This is a genomic window from Candidatus Pelagibacter sp. PS_43, assembly GCF_059417795.1.
Genome location: NZ_CM182066.1, coordinates 591,247 through 609,369, shown reverse-complemented (window position 1 = coordinate 609,369; position 18,123 = coordinate 591,247). Strand labels below are relative to the sequence as shown.

The 18,123-nt window shown below is 28.6% G+C and carries 15 protein-coding genes and 3 tRNA genes; 15 read left to right on the top strand and 3 right to left on the bottom strand.

From position 1 onward, the window contains the following. The first annotated feature begins 11 nt into the window (after nucleotides 1-11). From AC5SLL_RS03360 to AC5SLL_RS03315, 10 genes are all read left to right on the top strand, one after another. Nucleotides 12-1,793: a sensor histidine kinase gene (locus tag AC5SLL_RS03360; RefSeq protein ID WP_494587046.1), complete on the top strand. Its 1,782-nt coding sequence runs from the start codon at nucleotides 12-14 to the stop codon at nucleotides 1,791-1,793. After that, nucleotides 1,793-3,148, top strand: a complete 1,356-nt coding sequence (locus AC5SLL_RS03355; RefSeq protein WP_494587045.1) for a sigma-54-dependent transcriptional regulator — start codon at nucleotides 1,793-1,795, stop codon at nucleotides 3,146-3,148. Before AC5SLL_RS03360 ends, AC5SLL_RS03355 begins: the two co-directional genes overlap by 1 nt. Beyond that, complete coding sequence (gene trkA / locus AC5SLL_RS03350; protein ID WP_494587044.1) at nucleotides 3,149-4,540, top strand: Trk system potassium transporter TrkA; 1,392 nt, start codon at nucleotides 3,149-3,151, stop codon at nucleotides 4,538-4,540. Between the two features lie 4 nt (nucleotides 4,541-4,544). After that, nucleotides 4,545-5,954 carry a TrkH family potassium uptake protein gene (locus tag AC5SLL_RS03345; protein ID WP_494587043.1) on the top strand — a complete coding sequence of 470 codons (1,410 nt, stop codon included), beginning with the start codon at nucleotides 4,545-4,547 and terminating at the stop codon, nucleotides 5,952-5,954. Between the two features lie 35 nt (nucleotides 5,955-5,989). Next, a tRNA-Arg gene (locus AC5SLL_RS03340) sits at nucleotides 5,990-6,066 on the top strand. A gap of 148 nt (nucleotides 6,067-6,214) precedes the next feature. Then, nucleotides 6,215-7,255: an amino acid ABC transporter substrate-binding protein gene (locus AC5SLL_RS03335; RefSeq protein WP_494573745.1), complete on the top strand. Its 1,041-nt coding sequence runs from the start codon at nucleotides 6,215-6,217 to the stop codon at nucleotides 7,253-7,255. A 65-nt stretch (nucleotides 7,256-7,320) separates the two neighbouring features. Continuing rightward, the gene (locus AC5SLL_RS03330) at nucleotides 7,321-8,466 is read left to right on the top strand and encodes an amino acid ABC transporter permease (RefSeq protein WP_494580644.1); all 1,146 of its coding nucleotides are present in this window, start codon (nucleotides 7,321-7,323) and stop codon (nucleotides 8,464-8,466) included. Further along, on the top strand, nucleotides 8,466-9,746 hold the full coding sequence (locus AC5SLL_RS03325; protein ID WP_494587042.1) for an amino acid ABC transporter permease: 1,281 nt from the start codon (nucleotides 8,466-8,468) through the stop codon (nucleotides 9,744-9,746). The genes AC5SLL_RS03330 and AC5SLL_RS03325 overlap by 1 nt, the downstream gene beginning before the upstream one ends. 3 nt (nucleotides 9,747-9,749) lie before the next feature. Further along, nucleotides 9,750-10,484: an amino acid ABC transporter ATP-binding protein gene (locus tag AC5SLL_RS03320; RefSeq protein ID WP_494573742.1), complete on the top strand. Its 735-nt coding sequence runs from the start codon at nucleotides 9,750-9,752 to the stop codon at nucleotides 10,482-10,484. Between the two features lie 173 nt (nucleotides 10,485-10,657). After that, a complete protein-coding gene (locus AC5SLL_RS03315; RefSeq protein ID WP_494587041.1) occupies nucleotides 10,658-11,029 on the top strand; it encodes a helix-turn-helix domain-containing protein in 372 nt (123 codons plus the stop codon). A gap of 52 nt (nucleotides 11,030-11,081) precedes the next feature. Here AC5SLL_RS03315 and AC5SLL_RS03310 read toward each other — a convergent pair. Together AC5SLL_RS03310 and AC5SLL_RS03305 are read right to left on the bottom strand one after the other, a co-directional pair. Next, nucleotides 11,082-11,157: transfer RNA gene (locus tag AC5SLL_RS03310), tRNA-Asn, on the bottom strand. Between the two features lie 50 nt (nucleotides 11,158-11,207). After that, nucleotides 11,208-11,281 (bottom strand) — tRNA-Cys (locus tag AC5SLL_RS03305). 128 nt (nucleotides 11,282-11,409) lie between these two features. On the opposite strand from AC5SLL_RS03305, the gene AC5SLL_RS03300 reads away from it, so the two are divergent. Genes AC5SLL_RS03300 through AC5SLL_RS03290 form a run of 3 tightly spaced genes read left to right on the top strand, consistent with a single transcriptional unit; the run spans nucleotide 11,410 to nucleotide 16,960 of the window. Continuing rightward, nucleotides 11,410-14,037 carry a valine--tRNA ligase gene (locus AC5SLL_RS03300; RefSeq protein ID WP_494587040.1) on the top strand — a complete coding sequence of 876 codons (2,628 nt, stop codon included), beginning with the start codon at nucleotides 11,410-11,412 and terminating at the stop codon, nucleotides 14,035-14,037. Beyond that, nucleotides 14,037-15,755: a dihydroxy-acid dehydratase gene (gene ilvD, locus AC5SLL_RS03295; protein WP_494587039.1), complete on the top strand. Its 1,719-nt coding sequence runs from the start codon at nucleotides 14,037-14,039 to the stop codon at nucleotides 15,753-15,755. The genes AC5SLL_RS03300 and ilvD overlap by 1 nt, the downstream gene beginning before the upstream one ends. Then, nucleotides 15,755-16,960 carry a sugar phosphate nucleotidyltransferase gene (locus tag AC5SLL_RS03290; RefSeq protein WP_494587038.1) on the top strand — a complete coding sequence of 402 codons (1,206 nt, stop codon included), beginning with the start codon at nucleotides 15,755-15,757 and terminating at the stop codon, nucleotides 16,958-16,960. The genes ilvD and AC5SLL_RS03290 overlap by 1 nt, the downstream gene beginning before the upstream one ends. A gap of 60 nt (nucleotides 16,961-17,020) precedes the next feature. Here the strand turns inward: AC5SLL_RS03290 and AC5SLL_RS03285 are convergent, their stop codons facing one another. Continuing rightward, entirely contained in the window at nucleotides 17,021-17,242 is a 222-nt protein-coding gene (locus AC5SLL_RS03285) for a DUF6552 family protein (protein WP_494587037.1), read from the bottom strand. Between the two features lie 112 nt (nucleotides 17,243-17,354). Here AC5SLL_RS03285 and AC5SLL_RS03280 point away from each other — a divergent pair, with 112 nt between their 5' ends. Together AC5SLL_RS03280 and AC5SLL_RS03275 are read left to right on the top strand one after the other, a co-directional pair. After that, nucleotides 17,355-17,717, top strand: coding sequence for a Fur family transcriptional regulator (locus AC5SLL_RS03280; RefSeq protein ID WP_494573736.1), 363 nt, complete (start codon nucleotides 17,355-17,357; stop codon nucleotides 17,715-17,717). Beyond that, a complete protein-coding gene (locus AC5SLL_RS03275) occupies nucleotides 17,717-18,115 on the top strand; it encodes a hypothetical protein (RefSeq protein ID WP_494573735.1) in 399 nt (132 codons plus the stop codon). The genes AC5SLL_RS03280 and AC5SLL_RS03275 overlap by 1 nt, the downstream gene beginning before the upstream one ends. Nucleotides 18,116-18,123 lie beyond the last annotated feature (8 nt).

The following is an 18,123-nucleotide window of genomic DNA, read 5'->3' as shown; positions in this document are numbered from 1 at the left end:
TTTTGTTCACAATGATTGATTTTATAAAAAAAAATATATTTATCATTGTGATATTTTTAATAACTTTATTTGTAGGTTTTGTAACCTTTTTAACGTTTATTGATAAAAGTTTTTTAAAATTATCTGATGATAATCTCCAGCTATTATTAATTGGAAATATTATATTGTTAATACTTCTTTTCTTTATGATTTTTTCAGAAGTAAGAAATTCTTTAAAGATAGATGTTGATGTAAGTGGTTCTAAAGCTAACAGAAAATATATAACATTTTTTGCATTATTTACTTTAATTCCTTCAATTTTAATTTCTTTATTTTCATTATTTCTTCTTTCTTTTGCTCTTGATAAATATTTGGATAAGAAAATTACAACAGCAGTTAATAACTCTTATGAAATTGCAAAAAGTTATACAGAGGAAGTTAGAACCAAAACTCAATCAGAGATAATTTTAATAGCATTTGATTTAAACAAAAGTATTAATTTTTTAAACACAAATATTAATCAATTTAAAAGTTTTCTTAATACTCAAAAATTAATTAGAGGTATGGATGAGGTTCATATTATTGACGGTAATGGAAACTTATATCTATCAACTTTAGAAGATAACACTTTGTATTCACCACCCTTAAATGATGCTTTAGAAATGGTCCAAAATGATAAAAGACCACTTAAGATTATTAATGCTTTTAAAAATCAAACAGCATCCATTATAAAACTTGAAAACTTTGATGAAAAGTATTTGTATATAGTTAAATATTTAGATAAAAAAATTTCTCAATATTTACTTGAATCTCAAGAAGCTCTTAATTTTTATTACACAGTTTTAAACAAGCAAACAGGAATTAAGATATCATTTGTATTTATTTATCTTGTTATAGTCTCATTATTATTATTTTTATCAATATCAATTGCTATCAGATTTTCATCAAGATTCTTTAGATCTATTAATAATTTGATTATTGCATCTTCTAATATCGGAAAAGGTAATCTTGATATTAAAGTACCAGAAATTAAAACTGATAGAGACATGGAATTATTAAATCAAAATTTTAATTTAATGATAGATCAATTAAAATCACAACAAGAAAAACTTATAATTAAAGAAAGACATGAAGCTTGGGAAAACTTAGCTAGAAAATTGGCTCATGAAATTAAAAACCCCCTTACACCTATTCAATTAACCATTGATAGATTAAAAAGTAAATATTCAGAAAAAGTAGCTGATCATGAAAAAGAAGATTTTTCTAAAAGTTTATTGATTATTGTAAAACAAATTAATCAAATAGAAAATTTAGTTAATGAATTTTCAGATTTTGCAAGAATGCCAAAACCAATTCTTAAAGATAACAACCTAGTGTCTTTGATAAAAGATAATATCAAACTAATAAATGAATTGGATGACAAAATTATTATAGATTTTAAGGCAAGCAAATCTGATATATTATTAAATTCTGATAATGAACAATTAAGTAGAGTATTCTTTAATTTGATTAAAAACTCTATAGAAAGTATTCAGGAAAAAAAGGTTAATAATATTAATTTGATTGGAAAAATTGACATTTTTTTAAATGATAATTCAGAAAAAATTAATTTTAGTATTATTGATAATGGATTAGGGTTTGGAATGTTTGCAAACAATATAAATGAAATTTTAAATCCTTACTTTACAACAAAGAAAAAAGGTACTGGCTTAGGTTTGTCTATTGTTAATAAAATAATAAATGATCATAATGGCAAAATAAATTTTATATCATTTGAAAATGGTGCAAAAATTGAAATTATATTTAAAAAATAATGAGTACTGAAATATTAATTATTGATGATAATGCGGATATTAGAAACATTATTAATGATCTAATTATAGAAGCTGGTTATAAAACAAGATTGGCTGCAAACTATAATCAAGCATTAAATGAGATTGATAAAAAACTCCCAGATGTTGCAATTATAGATGTTAAGTTAGACAAGGGTGATAATGATGGTTTAGAACTTTTATCACATATTAAAACGAAGGATAAAAATATTCCAGTTATAATAATTACAGGGCATGCAAATGTTGAAATGGCGATCAAAGCTTTAAAAGCAGGTGCTTTTGAGTTTATTGAAAAACCTTTTAATCAAGATAGATTATTAAATTTTATTAATAGGGCTGTTGAAAATTTAAATCTTATAAATAAGAATAAAGAATTTGAAAGTAAACTTTTTTATTCCTATGAACTAATTGGTGTTAGCGACAACATTAAAAAAATAAAAGATCAAATAAATAAGATATCAGTTTCTGAAAGTAGAATTTTTATTAATGGACCTACTGGCTCTGGCAAAGAGTTGATAGCAAGAAAAATACATAAAGAATCCAAAAGACAGAAGGGTCCTTTTGTTATTCTGAATGGAGCATTACTTGATATTAAAAAATATGAATTAGAATTATTTGGTGAAGAAAAAGATAATGGTTCTATAACTTATGGTGCTTTAGAGAAATCATCAAAGGGTATACTTTTAATAGATGAAATTTCTGAAATCCCACTTGATACTCAATCTAAAATTTTAAGAGTTTTAATAGATCAAAAATTTAAGAGAATTAATGGCAATCATGATATTAATGTAGATGTGAGAATTATATGCTCATCGAGCAAAGATATAAAAAAAGAAATACAAAATGGTAATTTTAGAGAAGATTTATATCATCGACTAAATGTATTTGAAATTAATATTGATTCTTTAAAAGATAGAGTTTCCGACATACCTTTGTTGGTTGAGTATTTCTCTGAAAAAATCTCAACAAACTATAATTTAAAAAAACTAAGTATTGATACGAATAATAACTATTTACTTAATTATGATTGGCCAGGGAATGTTAGAGAATTAAGAAATTTAATAGAGAGAATAGCAATACTTTCGCCAGATAGTACTGATAAAATTTCAAATATCATTAAAGAATCCTTAAAAACGCCTGATATCAAGAATGTACCATCAGAAAACTCTTTATCTATACCATTAAAAGAAGCTAGAGAAAATTTTGAAAAAGAGTATTTAACTACACAATTAAAAAAATTTAATGGCAATATATCAAAAACCGCCGATTTTATTGGAATGGAAAGATCTGCCCTGCATAGAAAACTTAAAGGCTTGGGGATCAAGGAATTAAACTAAATGAATATTATAATTTGTGGAGCTGGCAGAGTAGGCTTTACCATAGCAAAAATTTTAAGTGAGCAAGGTCACTCAATAACGATCATAGATCAGTCTAGTGAAGATATCCAAAAAATTGATGATTTGTTAGATGTAAAATCTATAGTTGGAAAAGGAACATACCCATCGATTTTAGAAAAAGCGAATGCATCAGAAGCTGACATGATCATAGCTGTAACGCGTAATGATGAAATAAACATGTTGATATGTCAGATCGCTTTTTCTATTTTTAATGTACAAAAAAAAATTGCAAGAATTAGATCTCAAGATTATTTAAATCCAAAGTTTACCAGAGTTTATAATAAAGAAAATTTACCAATCGATGTTATCATTTCACCAGAAATTGAAATTGCAAAATCTATACAAAGAAAACTTGAGGCCCCAGGAGCATTGGACAATGTGCCTTTTGCAGATAATAAAATTAGGTTATTAGAAATTTTGATTAACGACAAATGCCCAATTATTAATATCAAACTTAATGATCTTACAAAAAAATTTCCAAAATTAGATGCTAATATTATGGGGGTTGTTAGAGATGATAAATTTATTATTCTTAAGAAAACAGATAAAATAATCAAAGGTGATAAAGCTTACGTAGTAATAAACGCATCTCAAATGAAAGAAACACTTGTAGCGTTTGGTCATAATGAAAAAATATCAAATAAAATATTAATCATTGGAGGTGGAAATATTGGATTTAATCTTGCCAAAAACCTTGAGGAAAGTTTTGATTCAGCAAGAGTAAAAATTATTGAGAAAAATAAAGAAAGAGCGGAATTTATTGCAAGTGAACTAAATAATACAATTGTCATAAATGGTGATGCTTTAGATGAGGAAGTTCTAATGGAGGCTAATTTGGAAGAGGTGCAGACCGTTTTGGCTCTTACAAATGATGATGAAGATAATTTAATGGTTAGTGTATTAGTTGAAAAATTTACTAATGATAAAAGTGATATTAATGAAAAAAGAACAATGGCATTAATTAACAAACCTAATTATGCTTTATTACAATCTTCTTTAAAAATAGATGACTTTATAGATCCACGAATGAATACAGTCTCAAGCATATTAAAACATGTTCATAAAGGAACTGTTGAAAATGCCTACAGTATCTTAAATGGTGAATATGAAGTTATAGAAGCTGAAATTATTGAAAGTTCAGAGCTAGTTAATAAAGAATTAAAAAACGCTAATTTGCCTGATGAAATAAGAATTGGAGCAGTCTTAAGAGAAAAAGAAGTAATTATACCAAGATCCAATTTTGTATTTAAAAAAGAAGATATAATCGTATTACTAGCAAAAAAAGATTTTTTACATGTTGTTGAAAACATGTTTCGTATAAGCTCTATTTAACCAAATGAATTATATTAAACTCATTTATTTGAGTGTCTTTTGTGGACTAATAGCAATCCTTTCTTTTTTTAATATAATTTATTCTTATTATTTGAATCTTTATCTTAATTTAAATACCTATATTTATACTTTTATAATATCAGGTTTCTTAGCAATAATTTTTTCTTTAATTAATAAAAATAAAGAAAATAAAATAACAATTTACTCTAAAATAATAACAATAATCTTTGGATATTTTTTATTACCATTAATTATTTCTATTCCATTTTATTTTAGCAATTACAACTTAACATTTATTGATTCTTATTTTGAGTCAATTTCTGGTTTTACTTCTACTGGTTTTACAATTTTTGATAATATTAAACATATTGATCAAGGGCTAATTTTATGGCGATCTTCTTCACAATGGGTAGGAGGTTTGTACTTCTTATTTTCTATTATACTTTTAATAGATATTTTTGATCATAGTTTTAAAAAGACATTAACTAATTTTCTATCTTTTAATAAAGCAGAAATATTAAAACAATCTTTAAAAATTTTTCTATTATATTCACTAATCACTTTGATGATTTTTGTTATTCTAAATTTATCTGGAGTTAGGTTATTTAATTCATTAAACTTAGCAATGACAATTATTTCATCTGGTGGTTTTCTACCTACTACTTATCTATCAAGTATTTTGCTTAATGATTTACAAATAATTATAACATCAATTTTAATGCTAACTTCATTTTTTAGTATCTTTTTAATTTATAATCTAACTTTTACAAAAAATCACAATATGAACTTTTTTAATGAAGATATTCATTTATTTTTTTATTTTGGAATATTAACAACAATATTTTTTGTTTTTTTAAATTTTGAAAATAATTTTATTGAATTATTTCTTTCTTTAACCAGTAGCGTTTCAAATATAGGTCTTTCTTTTGATAATAATTCATCAAACTTATCATTTTTTTTTTTAATTTTAGTTATTATTGGGGGTTCTTTTTTTTCAACAAGTTCAGGAATTAGATTTTTGAAAATTTATTCATTATTTAAATATTCTATCAACGAAATTCTTTCCTACAGTAGACCAAAAAATATTTATATAAATAAGCATTTATTTTCTAAAGAGTTTTTTCAACTAGATGAAATTTATAAATACTTTTTGTCAATTATAATCTTTATTTTGTCTTTATTATTTTTGACTTTTTTATTAACTGCAAGCAATATTGAATTTGAAAATTCTTTTAAGTTATCAATATTAACATTAATGAATACTGTTAACTCTTCGATGTATGGTTTAGCTGATTTCAGCTTTTATGATCTTCATTTTTTAACCAAATATTATCTAATATTTTTCATGGTTATTGGTAGATTAGAGTTATTAACTTTATTGATAATTTGTAAAAAATTCCTTTTTAAAAATTAAATTCGTATTATAAGTATGTTTATTAGAGTATTTTTGCGCCCTTAGCTCAGCTGGATAGAGCATCGGTTTTCTAAACCGAGGGTCGCACGTTCGAGTCGTGCAGGGCGCACCATAAACTACTTTTATCCACAATTAGTTGAACATTTATTTTTTATAATACCAGATATAGGGGTTGTTATTTGTTGTACCAAATGGTTAATTGCAGCAATTCAATTTTATTGAATTATTTGTTAACAAATAAATAAAACAGAGGAATAATAATGTTTAAATATGTAAAACAATTAACTTCTTTGGTTGCCGTATTTGCTGTTCTAGTTGCTTTTTCAACTGAAACAATGGCAGCTAAGAAATCAAAAACTCTTAAAAACACTCAGAAAAAAGGTTTTGTAAGATGTGGTGTATCTCAAGGTCTACCAGGATTTTCAAATGCTGATGCAGCTGGAAATTGGACTGGTGTTGACGTTGATGTATGTAGAGCGGTTGCTGCTGCAGTATTAGGTGACGCGAACAAAGTTAAGTTCACTCCACTAAGTGCTAAAGAAAGATTTACAGCTCTAACTTCTGGTGAGATTGATATCTTATCAAGAAACACAACTTGGACACTTTCTAGAGATGCTGACATTGGTCTAACATTCGTTGGAGTAAACTTCTACGATGGCCAAGGTTTCATGGTAAGAAAAGACTCAGGAATTACTTCTACGAGCCAATTCAAAAATGGAATTTCAGCATGTACTAACATCGGAACTACAACTGAACTTAATATGAGAGACTTCTTTAATTCAAAAGGAATTTCATATGAGCCAGTAGCTTTCGAAAAAGCTGATGAAGTTGTTGCAGCTTATGACTCAGGAAGATGTGATACTTACACAACTGACAAGTCTGGTTTAGCAGCACAAAGAACAAAAATGACTAACCCTGATGATCACATCGTGTTACCAGAGACTATTTCTAAAGAGCCTCTAGGACCTGTTGTACGTCAAGGTGATGCAGTTTGGGAAGACATCGTAAGATGGTCTCTAAACGTAATGATCGAAGCTGAAGAATACGGTATTACATCTTCAAACGCTGACATGATGAAAACTTCTGATAACCCACAAATCAAAAGACTTGTTGGTTCTGAAGGTGAAATGGGTGCAGCATTTGGTTTAGATAACGATTGGAGCTTAAGAATTATCAAACAAGTTGGTAATTACGGTGAAAGCTACAAGAGAAATATCGCTGATACTGGTATTTTACCTGATAGAGGTCCAAACCAATTATGGACTAAAGGTGGAATATTATACGTACCACCAGCAAGATAATTAATATCTAATAAAACACATAAAGGGCTAGATTTATCTAGCCCTTTTTTTATAATATCCTTCAAATGAAATTAAAAAAATTCTTACCTCAACTATTAACGTTATTATTTATAGTTTTAGTATTTGGTTTCTTTACCATGAATGCCCAAGAGAACATGGGCACAAGAGGTATCGAATTTGGTTTTGGTTTTTTAACTCAAGAGGCTTCATTTGATATACAATTTTCTTTAATTGATTATGACGGATCACATTCTTATGCCAGAGCATATCTCGTTGGTTTGCTTAATACTTTATTAGTTGCTTTCATCGGAATTATTCTTGCGACAATATTAGGTATAATTGTTGGGGTTGCTAGATTGTCACCAAATTATTTGATTAGAAAAACTTCTTCTTTTTACATAGAATTTTTTAGAAATGTTCCATTATTATTACAGATTTTCTTTTGGTATTTTGCGGCTCTAAGAGCACTGCCAATGCCTCAAGATGCAACAATGATATTAGGGTCATCTTTCATGACCATCAAAGGCTTATATACACCAGCACCAATTTGGACAAATTTTGATGTTTTTTTAACAACATTAGTTGTGGCGCTTTTTTTAGTATTCTTTTTTGTAAAATTTGCAAAAAAGAAACAAGAACAGGAAGGTAAGCAGTTACCAGTTTTAATAATTTCATTACTTATTTTTATAGGACTACCGCTTTTAACATTTTTAGTTGGTGGTGTTGATTTATCTTTCAGCTTTCCAGAGCTAAGAAAAATGTCTCAATCTTCTTATACATTTGATGGGGGTATGGGTATACCACCAGAGCTAATTGCATTAACTTTAGCTTTAACACTCTATACAGCAACATTTATAGCAGAAAATGTTAGAGCAGGTATTCAGGGCATTGGTAAAGGGCAAAAAGAAGCTGCTGCATCAATTGGCTTAACACCAAGTCAAGTTTTAAAATTAGTAATTATGCCTCAAGCATTAAGAATAATTATACCTCCAACTACTAATCAATACTTAAATTTAACTAAAAATTCTTCTTTAGCTGCTGCAATTGCATACCCAGATCTAGTTTTAGTTTTTGCGGGTACTGCGATGATGCAAACAGGAAAAGCAATTGAAATTGTTGGTATTACAATGGCCACATATTTAACTATTAGTATAGCAATTTCATTATTAATGAATTGGTACAACCAAAGAATAGCGATTAAGGAAAAATAATGAATTCAAAAAATATTGATTTACCAAAATCTAAAATCCAATTAAGTAGAAACACTTCTCTAATTATTGGAGCTTTATTTTTTTTCTTAGGTATTTTTGATTTTTGTTTAAATAATTTCTTAGGTACAAATATTACCTCTTTCTTGCCTAGGTTTATTAATTTTTTTACCCCTTTAATCTTTGGGGTCATTGGTCTTCATTTTATTAGAATTGAATTTTCAGGTATTAAAGTTTTGGATAGCTTAAATAAGAATATTAATCCAAGTAATTTCAATGCTGCTTTGAGTTTGTGTATTATTTTTCTTATAATATTTTCACTTCCTCCATTATTAAATTGGTTCATTTTTGATGCTAATATTTCAGGGGACACTAAAGAAGCGTGTACAGGCGGCGGTGCTTGCTGGGTTTATATTAAAGTTTGGTTTAATAGATTTATGTATGGAATGTATCCTAATGCTGAACAATGGAGAATTAATGTAACATTTGTTGCTGTATTAGCCTTTATGGCAGCTGGATTTTTTGTACCTGCTAAATTTAGAAATTATCTTTCTCTTTATTACACCCTTATATTACCAATTATTTCCTTTATCTTAATTTATTATTTGATTTCAGGAGGTTCTTTTGGACTTGAGTGGGTTGAAACAGGTGCGTGGGGTGGCTTATCTTTAACCTTTATTGTTTCTTTCTTCTCTTTAATTTTTTGCTTCCCTATAGGGATGATGTTGGCTCTCGGTAGGAGATCTGATTTACCCATTGTTAAATATTCATCTCTTTCATTCATTGAATTTTGGAGGGGCGTACCTTTAATAACAGTTTTATTTATGTCAGCTGTAATGTTTCCAATGTTTTTGCCTGATGGAACATATGTGGATAAACTTATTAGAGTAGTTGTAGCGATTACTTTATTTGAAGCAGCTTATACAGCTGAAGTTATAAGGGGAGGACTACAAGCACTTCCAAGAGGCCAGTATGATGCCGCTAAATCACTTGGTATGGGTTATTGGAAACTTCATATCTTTGTTATTCTTCCACAAGCTTTAAAATTAGTAATCCCAGGAATAGCCAATACATTCTTAGCACTTGTAAAAGATACACCACTAATTTTTGTAGTAGGTCTTTTAGAGGTGGTTGGTATGTTGAATTTAGCTAAAACAAATCCAAAATGGCTAGGATTTTCAATGGAAGGATATGTATTTGCTGGAATAATATTCTGGATTATTTGTTATAGTATGAGTAAATATAGTCAAAAATTAGAATTAAAATATAAAACAGATAGATAAATTATGTCAGATTCAATTATCCAAATTACAAATGTAAATAAGTGGTTTGGTGATTTTCAAGTCTTAAAAGATATAAATCTTGAAGTAAAACCAAAACAAAAAATTGTTGTTTGTGGTCCATCTGGCTCTGGAAAATCTACATTAATCAGATGTATTAATAGATTAGAAGAACATCAAAAAGGATCAATCATTGTAGATGGAACTGAAATTTCTGAAGACACTAAGAATATTGAACAGGTAAGAGCTGAAGTTGGAATGGTATTCCAGCAATTTAATCTTTTTCCTCATTTATCAATTTTAGATAATTGTACACTTGCTCCCATTTGGGTAAAAAAAATGCCCAAAAAAGAGGCTGAAGAGCTAGCATTAAAACACTTAGAAAGAGTTCAAATTTTAGATCAAGCTCAAAAATTTCCAGGACAACTTTCTGGTGGTCAACAACAAAGAGTAGCAATTGCTAGAGCACTTTGTATGGAGCCTAAAATTATGTTGTTTGACGAACCAACTTCAGCTTTAGATCCTGAAATGATTAAAGAAGTGTTAGATGTGATGGTTAATTTAGCTAAACAAGGTATGACAATGATAGTTGTTACGCATGAAATGGGTTTTGCTAAAGAAGTTGCTGACCAAATGATTTTTATGGATGAAGGAATGATTGTAGAAAAAGCATCTACTAAAGATTTCTTTGCAAATCCAAAAAGTGAACGAACAAAATTATTTTTAAGTCAGATTTTATAGCTCAATTTTTGTCGATTTATCAACAAGAATTTTGATAAATCAATTTTTTATATCCTTGACACTCATTCCATATGCTACTTAAATTTATATAAAATAATAAATTTTTTTATTGCGCTATTTAGTAAAAATCTGTTGAATATAAATTTATAAAATAAATTTTAAGAGGGGTCTTAATGGAAGATAATTTTAACAAACATCTGGGTAATAAATTAAAGCTTAGAAGGTTAGCTCTAGGTTTGACACAAACCAAGGTTGCAAAAGCAATCAACGTTACATTTCAACAAATTCAAAAATATGAAAAAGGAACTAATGGAGTTAGCTCTATAAGGTTACTTCAATTAGCAAATTATCTAAAAGTTCCTGTTAATTATTTTTTTGAAGATTTTTCAGAATATTTGATCAATCTTGAAAGATCTAATGAAAACCATATGACAATAAATTATAATTTTTTAGTTAAGCTTTATTCAGAATTAAATAATGACCAAAAATTAAAGTTTAGTAAATCTTTACAGGCTTCTAACGCAGGTATTTCCAAAGTTGGATAAATAAATAATACAAGACCCTAAAACAGATCTATAAATAAAATTTTTATTGAATTGGCTCCTCGGGCAGGACTCGAACCTGCGACCAATTGATTAACAGTCAACTGCTCTACCAACTGAGCTACCGAGGAATATTAAAAACTCAACTTACTTTTTTTTCAAAGTAAAACAAGATTTTTTTTGGAGGCAACGCCCAGAATCGAACTGGGATACAAGGATTTGCAATCCTCTGCGTAACCATTCCGCCACGTTGCCATCGTATCTATATTTTAAGCAAAACAGAACCTTTTATATATTAAATATATAAAATTAGTCTACCAAATAAGCCTTCAAAAATGATTATTGTTAATTCATATTATTAAATTATAAACTTATAATCATCTATGAGTAACGATAAATACATACATACTGACGTTGAAGACAAAATTTATACTTATTGGGAAAAAAATAATTTATTTAAACCAGTAAAACATAAAAAACAATTCTCTGTTGTTATACCTCCACCAAATGTAACAGGCAGCCTTCACATGGGTCATGCTTTGAATAATTCTATTCAAGATCTTTTAGTTAGATATCACCGTATGAATAATTATGAAACTTTATGGCAGCCAGGAACAGATCATGCTGGTATTGCCACTCAAGCTTTAGTTGAGAGAAAACTAACAGCTGAAAAGATTGATAAAAATGAAATTGGTAGAGAAAAATTTATTGAAAAAGTTTGGGAATGGAAAGAACAATATGGTGACATTATTATTAATCAATTAAAAAAACTTGGATGTTCTTGTGATTGGTCACGTAATGCCTTCACAATGGATGAAAATCTATCTAAATCGGTAATTAAGGTTTTTGTAGATCTTTATAATAAAGATTTAATTTACAAAGATAAGAAATTAGTGAACTGGGACACTGTTTTAAAAACAGCGATTTCTGATCTTGAAGTTGATCAAAGAGAGGTAAATTCTAAAATTTATTACATTAGATACCCAATAGACGGAACTGATGAGTTTATAACAATAGCAACTACTAGACCTGAGACAATGTTGGGAGATACTGCGATTGCTGTAAATCCAAAAGATGAAAGATTTAAAGATTTTATTGGCAAAGTAGTAACGATACCAATTGTTGGCAGAAAGATTAAGATTATAGAAGATGATTATGCAGATCCTGAACAGGGAACAGGAGCATTAAAGATTACCCCAGCTCATGATTTTAATGACTATGATGTTGGACAAAGAAACAATCTTGAGATTATTAATATTTTTACAGAAGCTGGTAAAATCAATGAAAATGCTCCCAAAGAATATATTGGATTAGATAGATTTGAGGCAAGAAAGAGAATTTTAAAAGAACTTAAAGAAAAAGAATTTTTTGTAAAAGAAGAAAATATTAAGAATAAAGTTCCATATGGGGATAGATCGAATTCAATAATAGAACCATTCTTAACCGAACAATGGTTTGTAGATGCAGAAAAATTATCTGTTAAAGCTAAAGAAGTTGTTAGTTCAAAAAAGACAAATTTCTTTCCTGAAAATTGGTCAAAGACTTATTTTCAATGGATGAACAATATTGAGCCATGGTGTATTTCAAGACAACTTTGGTGGGGTCACCAAATACCAGCTTGGTACAGTCCAGATAAAAAAATCTTTGTAGCTTACAATGAAGAAGAAGCAAAAAATTTAGCTTATAATCATTATGGTAAAAATGTTGAGTTAATAAGAGATGCAGATGTGTTGGATACTTGGTTTTCATCTGGCCTATGGCCATTCGCAACTTTAGGCTGGCCTGAGGATAAAAATTATGTCGAAAAATTTTATCCAACATCTGTTCTAGTTACAGGTTTTGATATTATCTTTTTTTGGGTTGCAAGAATGATTATGTTTGGTACAGAATTTTTAAATAAAGAACCTTTTAAAGATATTTATGTTCATGCATTAGTAAGAGATGAGAAGGGACAAAAAATGTCAAAATCAAAAGGAAATGTAATTGATCCTTTAGATTTAATTGAAAAATATAGTGCTGATGCATTAAGATTTACTCTTCTTTCAATGGCATCCCCAGGCACAGATGTAAAACTTTCTGAAGATAGGGTTAAAGGATATAGAAATTTCCTTAATAAACTTTGGAATGCTAATAATTTCTTAATAACAAATAAATGTGATTTTACCAATATCGATAAAATTCCAAATTTATCAGTTAATATTAACAAATGGATTTATGCAGAGCTAATTGAAGCAAAGTCAAAAATTGAGAAAAATTTAAAAGACTACAGATTTGATGAGGCAGCAAAAAATGCTTATCAATTTGCTTGGCACTCTTATTGTGACTGGTATTTAGAATTATCAAAAACAATACTATTTTCTAATAATGAAGAGGCAAAATCAGAAGTTAAAAAAGTTTCAAGCTATGTATTCAAGCAAATTTTGATTTTATTGCATCCCTTTATTCCTTTTGTTACTGAAGAAATTTGGCTTAAAAATAAGTTTGATAATTCTAGTAAAGATTTTTTAATGTATGCTAATTGGCCAACTGGAAAGATTAATAAAGACACTAGTACTGAACAAGTTGAGAATATCATAAGCATCATATCTGAAATTAGATCTTTTAAAAATGAGCTAAATGTAAGCCCTGGTTCATTTATAGACATATCCATTAATAATATTAATGACGATCAAAAAGATTTTATTAATAATAATGAAATTATCCTTAAAAAATTAGGAAGAATAAATAATATTCTTAGTGATGATTTGGATAAACCAGCAGCAACTATGGTCGTTTCAGGCGATTTATTTAAAATTTATTTTGATAAAGATGTTGATTTAAAACTTATAAAAGAAAATTTAACTAGCAAACAAAATAGAATTCAAGACGAAATGAACAAGATATCTCAAAGATTAGAAAATAAAAGTTTTGTAGATAGAGCGCCAAAAGAGATTGTTGAACAGGAAAAAACTAATTATAATGATTTAAAGAATGATATTGATAAAATATCAGTAACAATTAAGGGTATATAATGGCAAAATTTAACAAAAAGAAACTTCCAAGTAGACATACATCTTTAGGTGCAGATAGGGCCCCTCATAGATCATTTTATTATGCAATGGGTGAAACTGAAAAAGATGTAGCAAAACCATTTGTAGGAGTTGTCTCTACATGGAATGAAGCGGCGCCTTGTAATATTGCCCTAATGAGACAAGCTCAATCTGTTAAAAAAGGTGTTAGAGCTAATGGTGGTACACCTAGAGAATTTTGTACAATTACTGTTACAGATGGAATTGCAATGGGTCATGAAGGAATGAAATCTTCTTTAATTTCAAGAGAGGTAATAGCAGATTCTGCTGAACTTACTGTAAGAGGCCATTGTTATGATGCATTAGTTGGTATCGCTGGATGTGATAAATCTTTACCAGCATTGATGATGTCAATGGTTAGATTAAATGTACCAAGTGTGTTTATATATGGAGGCTCAATTCTTCCAGGAAGATACAAAGGAAAAGATGTAACAGTTGTTGATGTATTTGAGGCTGTTGGAAAACATTCATCTGGTCAAATGTCATCAGCAGAACTTAGAAAATTAGAATTAGTTGCATGTCCAAGTGCTGGAGCGTGTGGAGGGCAATTTACTGCAAATACTATGGCATGTGTATCTGAAGCTATAGGACTTGCTTTACCATATTCTGCAGGAACTCCTGCTCCATATGAGGAAAGAGATAAGTATGCCAAAGCTAGTGGTAAAACTGTCATGAATCTTTTAAAGAAAAAAATTAAACCTAGAGATATTGTAACAAAAAAAGCTTTAGAAAATGCTGCAACCATAGTTGCTGCAACTGGTGGATCCACTAATGCTGCATTACATTTACCAGCAATTGCTAATGAAGCTGGAATTAAATTTGATTTAATGGATGTTGCTAAAATATTTAAGAAAACTCCTTACCTTGCTGATTTAAAACCAGGAGGAAGATATGTTGCAAAAGATATGTGGTTAGCAGGTGGTGTTCCTATGTTGTTAAAGACACTGCATGATGGAGGTTTTATTCATGGTGATTGTTTGACGGTTACTGGAAAAACTATGAAGGAAAATTTAAAAAATATTAAATTTAATCCTAAGCAAAAAGTTTTAAGAAAATATGATAATCCATTATCTCCAGATGGCGGTGTAGTTGGTTTAAAAGGAAATTTAGCACCAGATGGCGGTATTGTTAAAATTGCAGGACTTAAAAAATTACAATTTACTGGTAAAGCTAGATGTTTTGATAATGAAGAAGATGCAATGTCAGCTGTTCAAAACAGAAAGTACAAAGAAGGGGATGTTATCATCATTCGTTATGAGGGTCCTGTTGGAGGCCCAGGTATGAGAGAGATGCTATCAACTACTGGTGCAATTTACGGTCAAGGCATGGGTGAGAAAGTTGCCCTTATAACTGATGGAAGGTTCTCAGGAGCTACGAGAGGGTTTTGTGTTGGTCATGTAGGCCCTGAGGCGGCTCTAGGAGGACCATTAGCACTACTACGTAATGGAGACATAATTGATATTGATGCTAAAAAAGGGTCAATTAATGTCAGACTATCTAAAAAGGAATTAGCTGCAAGAAAAAGAAAATGGAAACCAAGAAAATCAGATTTTGGTTCTGGCACACTGTGGAAATATGCGCAAACAGTAGGACCTGCTTATTTAGGTGCTCCAACTCATCCTGGTAAGAAAAAAGAAGTTAAGGATTATTCAGAAATTTAATGAAAATTCGTCCAGTCATTTTATGTGGTGGTGCTGGAACTCGACTTTGGCCCAACTCAAAAAGTCATCAAGCAAAACAATTTATTGATTTTGGTAATTGGACTTTATTAAGCAAAACTTTAGAAAGAACTAAAGCGTCCATTTATGACTCACCAATTATAAGTACTAATAAAAAATATTTAAAACAAGTTAAACAACATCTTCAAAAAAATAAGATTAAGAAATTTAAAATTGTATTAGAACCAGCAAAAAGAAATACAGCTCCAGCTATTTTAAGCACAGCTCTAATTAAAGATATTCCTGATGATCAACCGTTAATGTTTTTTACAGCCGATCATTTGATTGAAAAGATGAGTATTTTTAATAAAGCAATTAATAGAAATAAATCAAATTTAACTGATCAAAATATTTTTATATTTGGAATAAAACCAACATCTCCATCAAGTGAATATGGATATTTTGTAACTAAAAAAATTAAAGGAAATGTTAATAAAGTAATTAAATTTATTGAAAAACCAAAAGAAGCTAAAGCTAAACAGGTTATAAAACAAAAAGGTTATTGGAATTCAGGAATGTTTTTCCTTAGAAAAGATTCAATAATAAATAACTTTAAAAAACACCAGCCAATTATTTATAAAAATTGTGTTAACTCTATTAAAAAAGCAAAACTTAAAAATAATACTTATTATTTAAATAAAGCGTCATTTATTAAAGCAACTGCTAAATCTTTTGATTATGCAATCTTAGAAAAAACAAAAAAAATTAATGGTATTAAATTAGATATACCTTGGTCTGATCTTGGAAGTTGGAAAGAGATTTTAAAAATGTATGACAAAAACAAAAATAAATATGCTAAGAAAAAAAATATTTATTACCGACCCTGGGGTAGGTATACTAATTTGTTTGAAGGAAAAGAATTCTTAATTAAAGAATTATTCGTTAAACCTAAAGGTATTTTAAGCCTTCAAAAACATCATCATAGATCCGAACATTGGTTAGTTACACAAGGAAATCCAAAAATAACTTTAAATAAAAATAAGTTTATAAAAAAGCCTAATGAACATGTATTTATTCCATTACAGGCTATTCATAGAATTCAAAACCCTGGAAAGAAACCAGTCAAAATTATGGAAGCACAAATAGGATCAATTCTTAAAGAAACAGATATTGTTAGATATCAAGATATATACGGCCGTATTAAATAATACTTTCAGCTATTATGCTTCTAGCTGTGTTACCTGTATAAACGCATAAGATATTTTTCTTTATAAAATAATTTTATAAATTCCAATTAAGAATAGTGGTATTTGTAAACCAAAATTAGTTAGTATTGCTTTATCTTTTGATAAAAATCCTGCAACAGTCCACCCAACCACACCTAAACCATGAAAATAAATATTGATAGGATAGATATTTAAATTAGTTAATAATATTCCAGTTAATACTAAAGCAGTACTGATCCATTTAAGGTATTTTTTAATAAACATAATCTCCTCTATATGTAAGTTTTATGAGAATCTTATTACAATTATAACGGATACATAAATCTTTATTAACAGTGTATTGACAAAAAAAAATGTTATGTTATAACATCACATAATGAATAATAATGATATAGTTTTTGATATAATTAAGAAATCGAAGAAGCATTTAACTGCCTATGAAATACTAGATAAATTTCAAAAATTTAAAAAGATACAACCAATGGCTGTTTACAGATCTTTAAAAAAACTAATTGAAGAAGACAAGATACATAAATCCAATCAGAATAAAACGTATGTATTGTGCAGTCATGAGCATGTTAAACATAATCCATCTATAGCTATTTGTAGAGATTGTGGAGACACAGAAGAGCTTAAATCAGAATTATTTGAAACAATATTTAAAAAAAACCCAATTAAAAATTATGACTTCAGTAATTTTCAGCTTGAAGTTTCAACAATATGTAGGAGATGTAACTAATGGAGCACGCGCACGAATTACCAGAATTTCTTCATTTTTTAGAAGAACTTATAGAAGAATACGAAATATTAAGAGGATTTATATTTGGTTTTGTGCATACTTTAATTCCATTAATTGGTTTTTATTCAGGTTGGAGTATAAACCGTTTTTTAAAATTAATTTCTAATGGTGCAATTGCTGGAATAATTGGAATAGTTTTAGCTCATATTATAGCAGACTTTATAGCAGCCTTACTTGATCCTGATTTAAAAAGTGCAGCTATTGGTATTGTGCTTGGAGGTTTTTTACCTCTTTTATCCGTACCTTTTTTAGAAAAATATGTAACAAAAAGTCAGTATCACACTGTTGTAGGTGATCATGAAGATCTAAAAAAAGATTTGAAAACCAAGCATAAATAAAATATCTA

Excerpts from the sequence above, each read along its gene's own strand:
- AC5SLL_RS03360 (WP_494587046.1), top strand. The coding sequence starts at position 12 with ATGATTGATTTTATAAAAAAAAATATATTTATCATTGTGATATTTTTA.
- AC5SLL_RS03355 (WP_494587045.1), top strand. The coding sequence starts at position 1,793 with ATGAGTACTGAAATATTAATTATTGATGATAATGCGGATATTAGAAAC.
- trkA (WP_494587044.1), top strand. The coding sequence starts at position 3,149 with ATGAATATTATAATTTGTGGAGCTGGCAGAGTAGGCTTTACCATAGCA.
- AC5SLL_RS03345 (WP_494587043.1), top strand. The coding sequence starts at position 4,545 with ATGAATTATATTAAACTCATTTATTTGAGTGTCTTTTGTGGACTAATA.
- AC5SLL_RS03335 (WP_494573745.1), top strand. The coding sequence starts at position 6,215 with ATGTTTAAATATGTAAAACAATTAACTTCTTTGGTTGCCGTATTTGCT.
- AC5SLL_RS03330 (WP_494580644.1), top strand. The coding sequence starts at position 7,321 with ATGAAATTAAAAAAATTCTTACCTCAACTATTAACGTTATTATTTATA.
- AC5SLL_RS03325 (WP_494587042.1), top strand. The coding sequence starts at position 8,466 with ATGAATTCAAAAAATATTGATTTACCAAAATCTAAAATCCAATTAAGT.
- AC5SLL_RS03320 (WP_494573742.1), top strand. The coding sequence starts at position 9,750 with ATGTCAGATTCAATTATCCAAATTACAAATGTAAATAAGTGGTTTGGT.
- AC5SLL_RS03315 (WP_494587041.1), top strand. The coding sequence starts at position 10,658 with ATGGAAGATAATTTTAACAAACATCTGGGTAATAAATTAAAGCTTAGA.
- AC5SLL_RS03300 (WP_494587040.1), top strand. The coding sequence starts at position 11,410 with ATGAGTAACGATAAATACATACATACTGACGTTGAAGACAAAATTTAT.
- ilvD (WP_494587039.1), top strand. The coding sequence starts at position 14,037 with ATGGCAAAATTTAACAAAAAGAAACTTCCAAGTAGACATACATCTTTA.
- AC5SLL_RS03290 (WP_494587038.1), top strand. The coding sequence starts at position 15,755 with ATGAAAATTCGTCCAGTCATTTTATGTGGTGGTGCTGGAACTCGACTT.
- AC5SLL_RS03285 (WP_494587037.1), bottom strand. The coding sequence starts at position 17,242 with ATGTTTATTAAAAAATACCTTAAATGGATCAGTACTGCTTTAGTATTA.
- AC5SLL_RS03280 (WP_494573736.1), top strand. The coding sequence starts at position 17,355 with ATGAATAATAATGATATAGTTTTTGATATAATTAAGAAATCGAAGAAG.
- AC5SLL_RS03275 (WP_494573735.1), top strand. The coding sequence starts at position 17,717 with ATGGAGCACGCGCACGAATTACCAGAATTTCTTCATTTTTTAGAAGAA.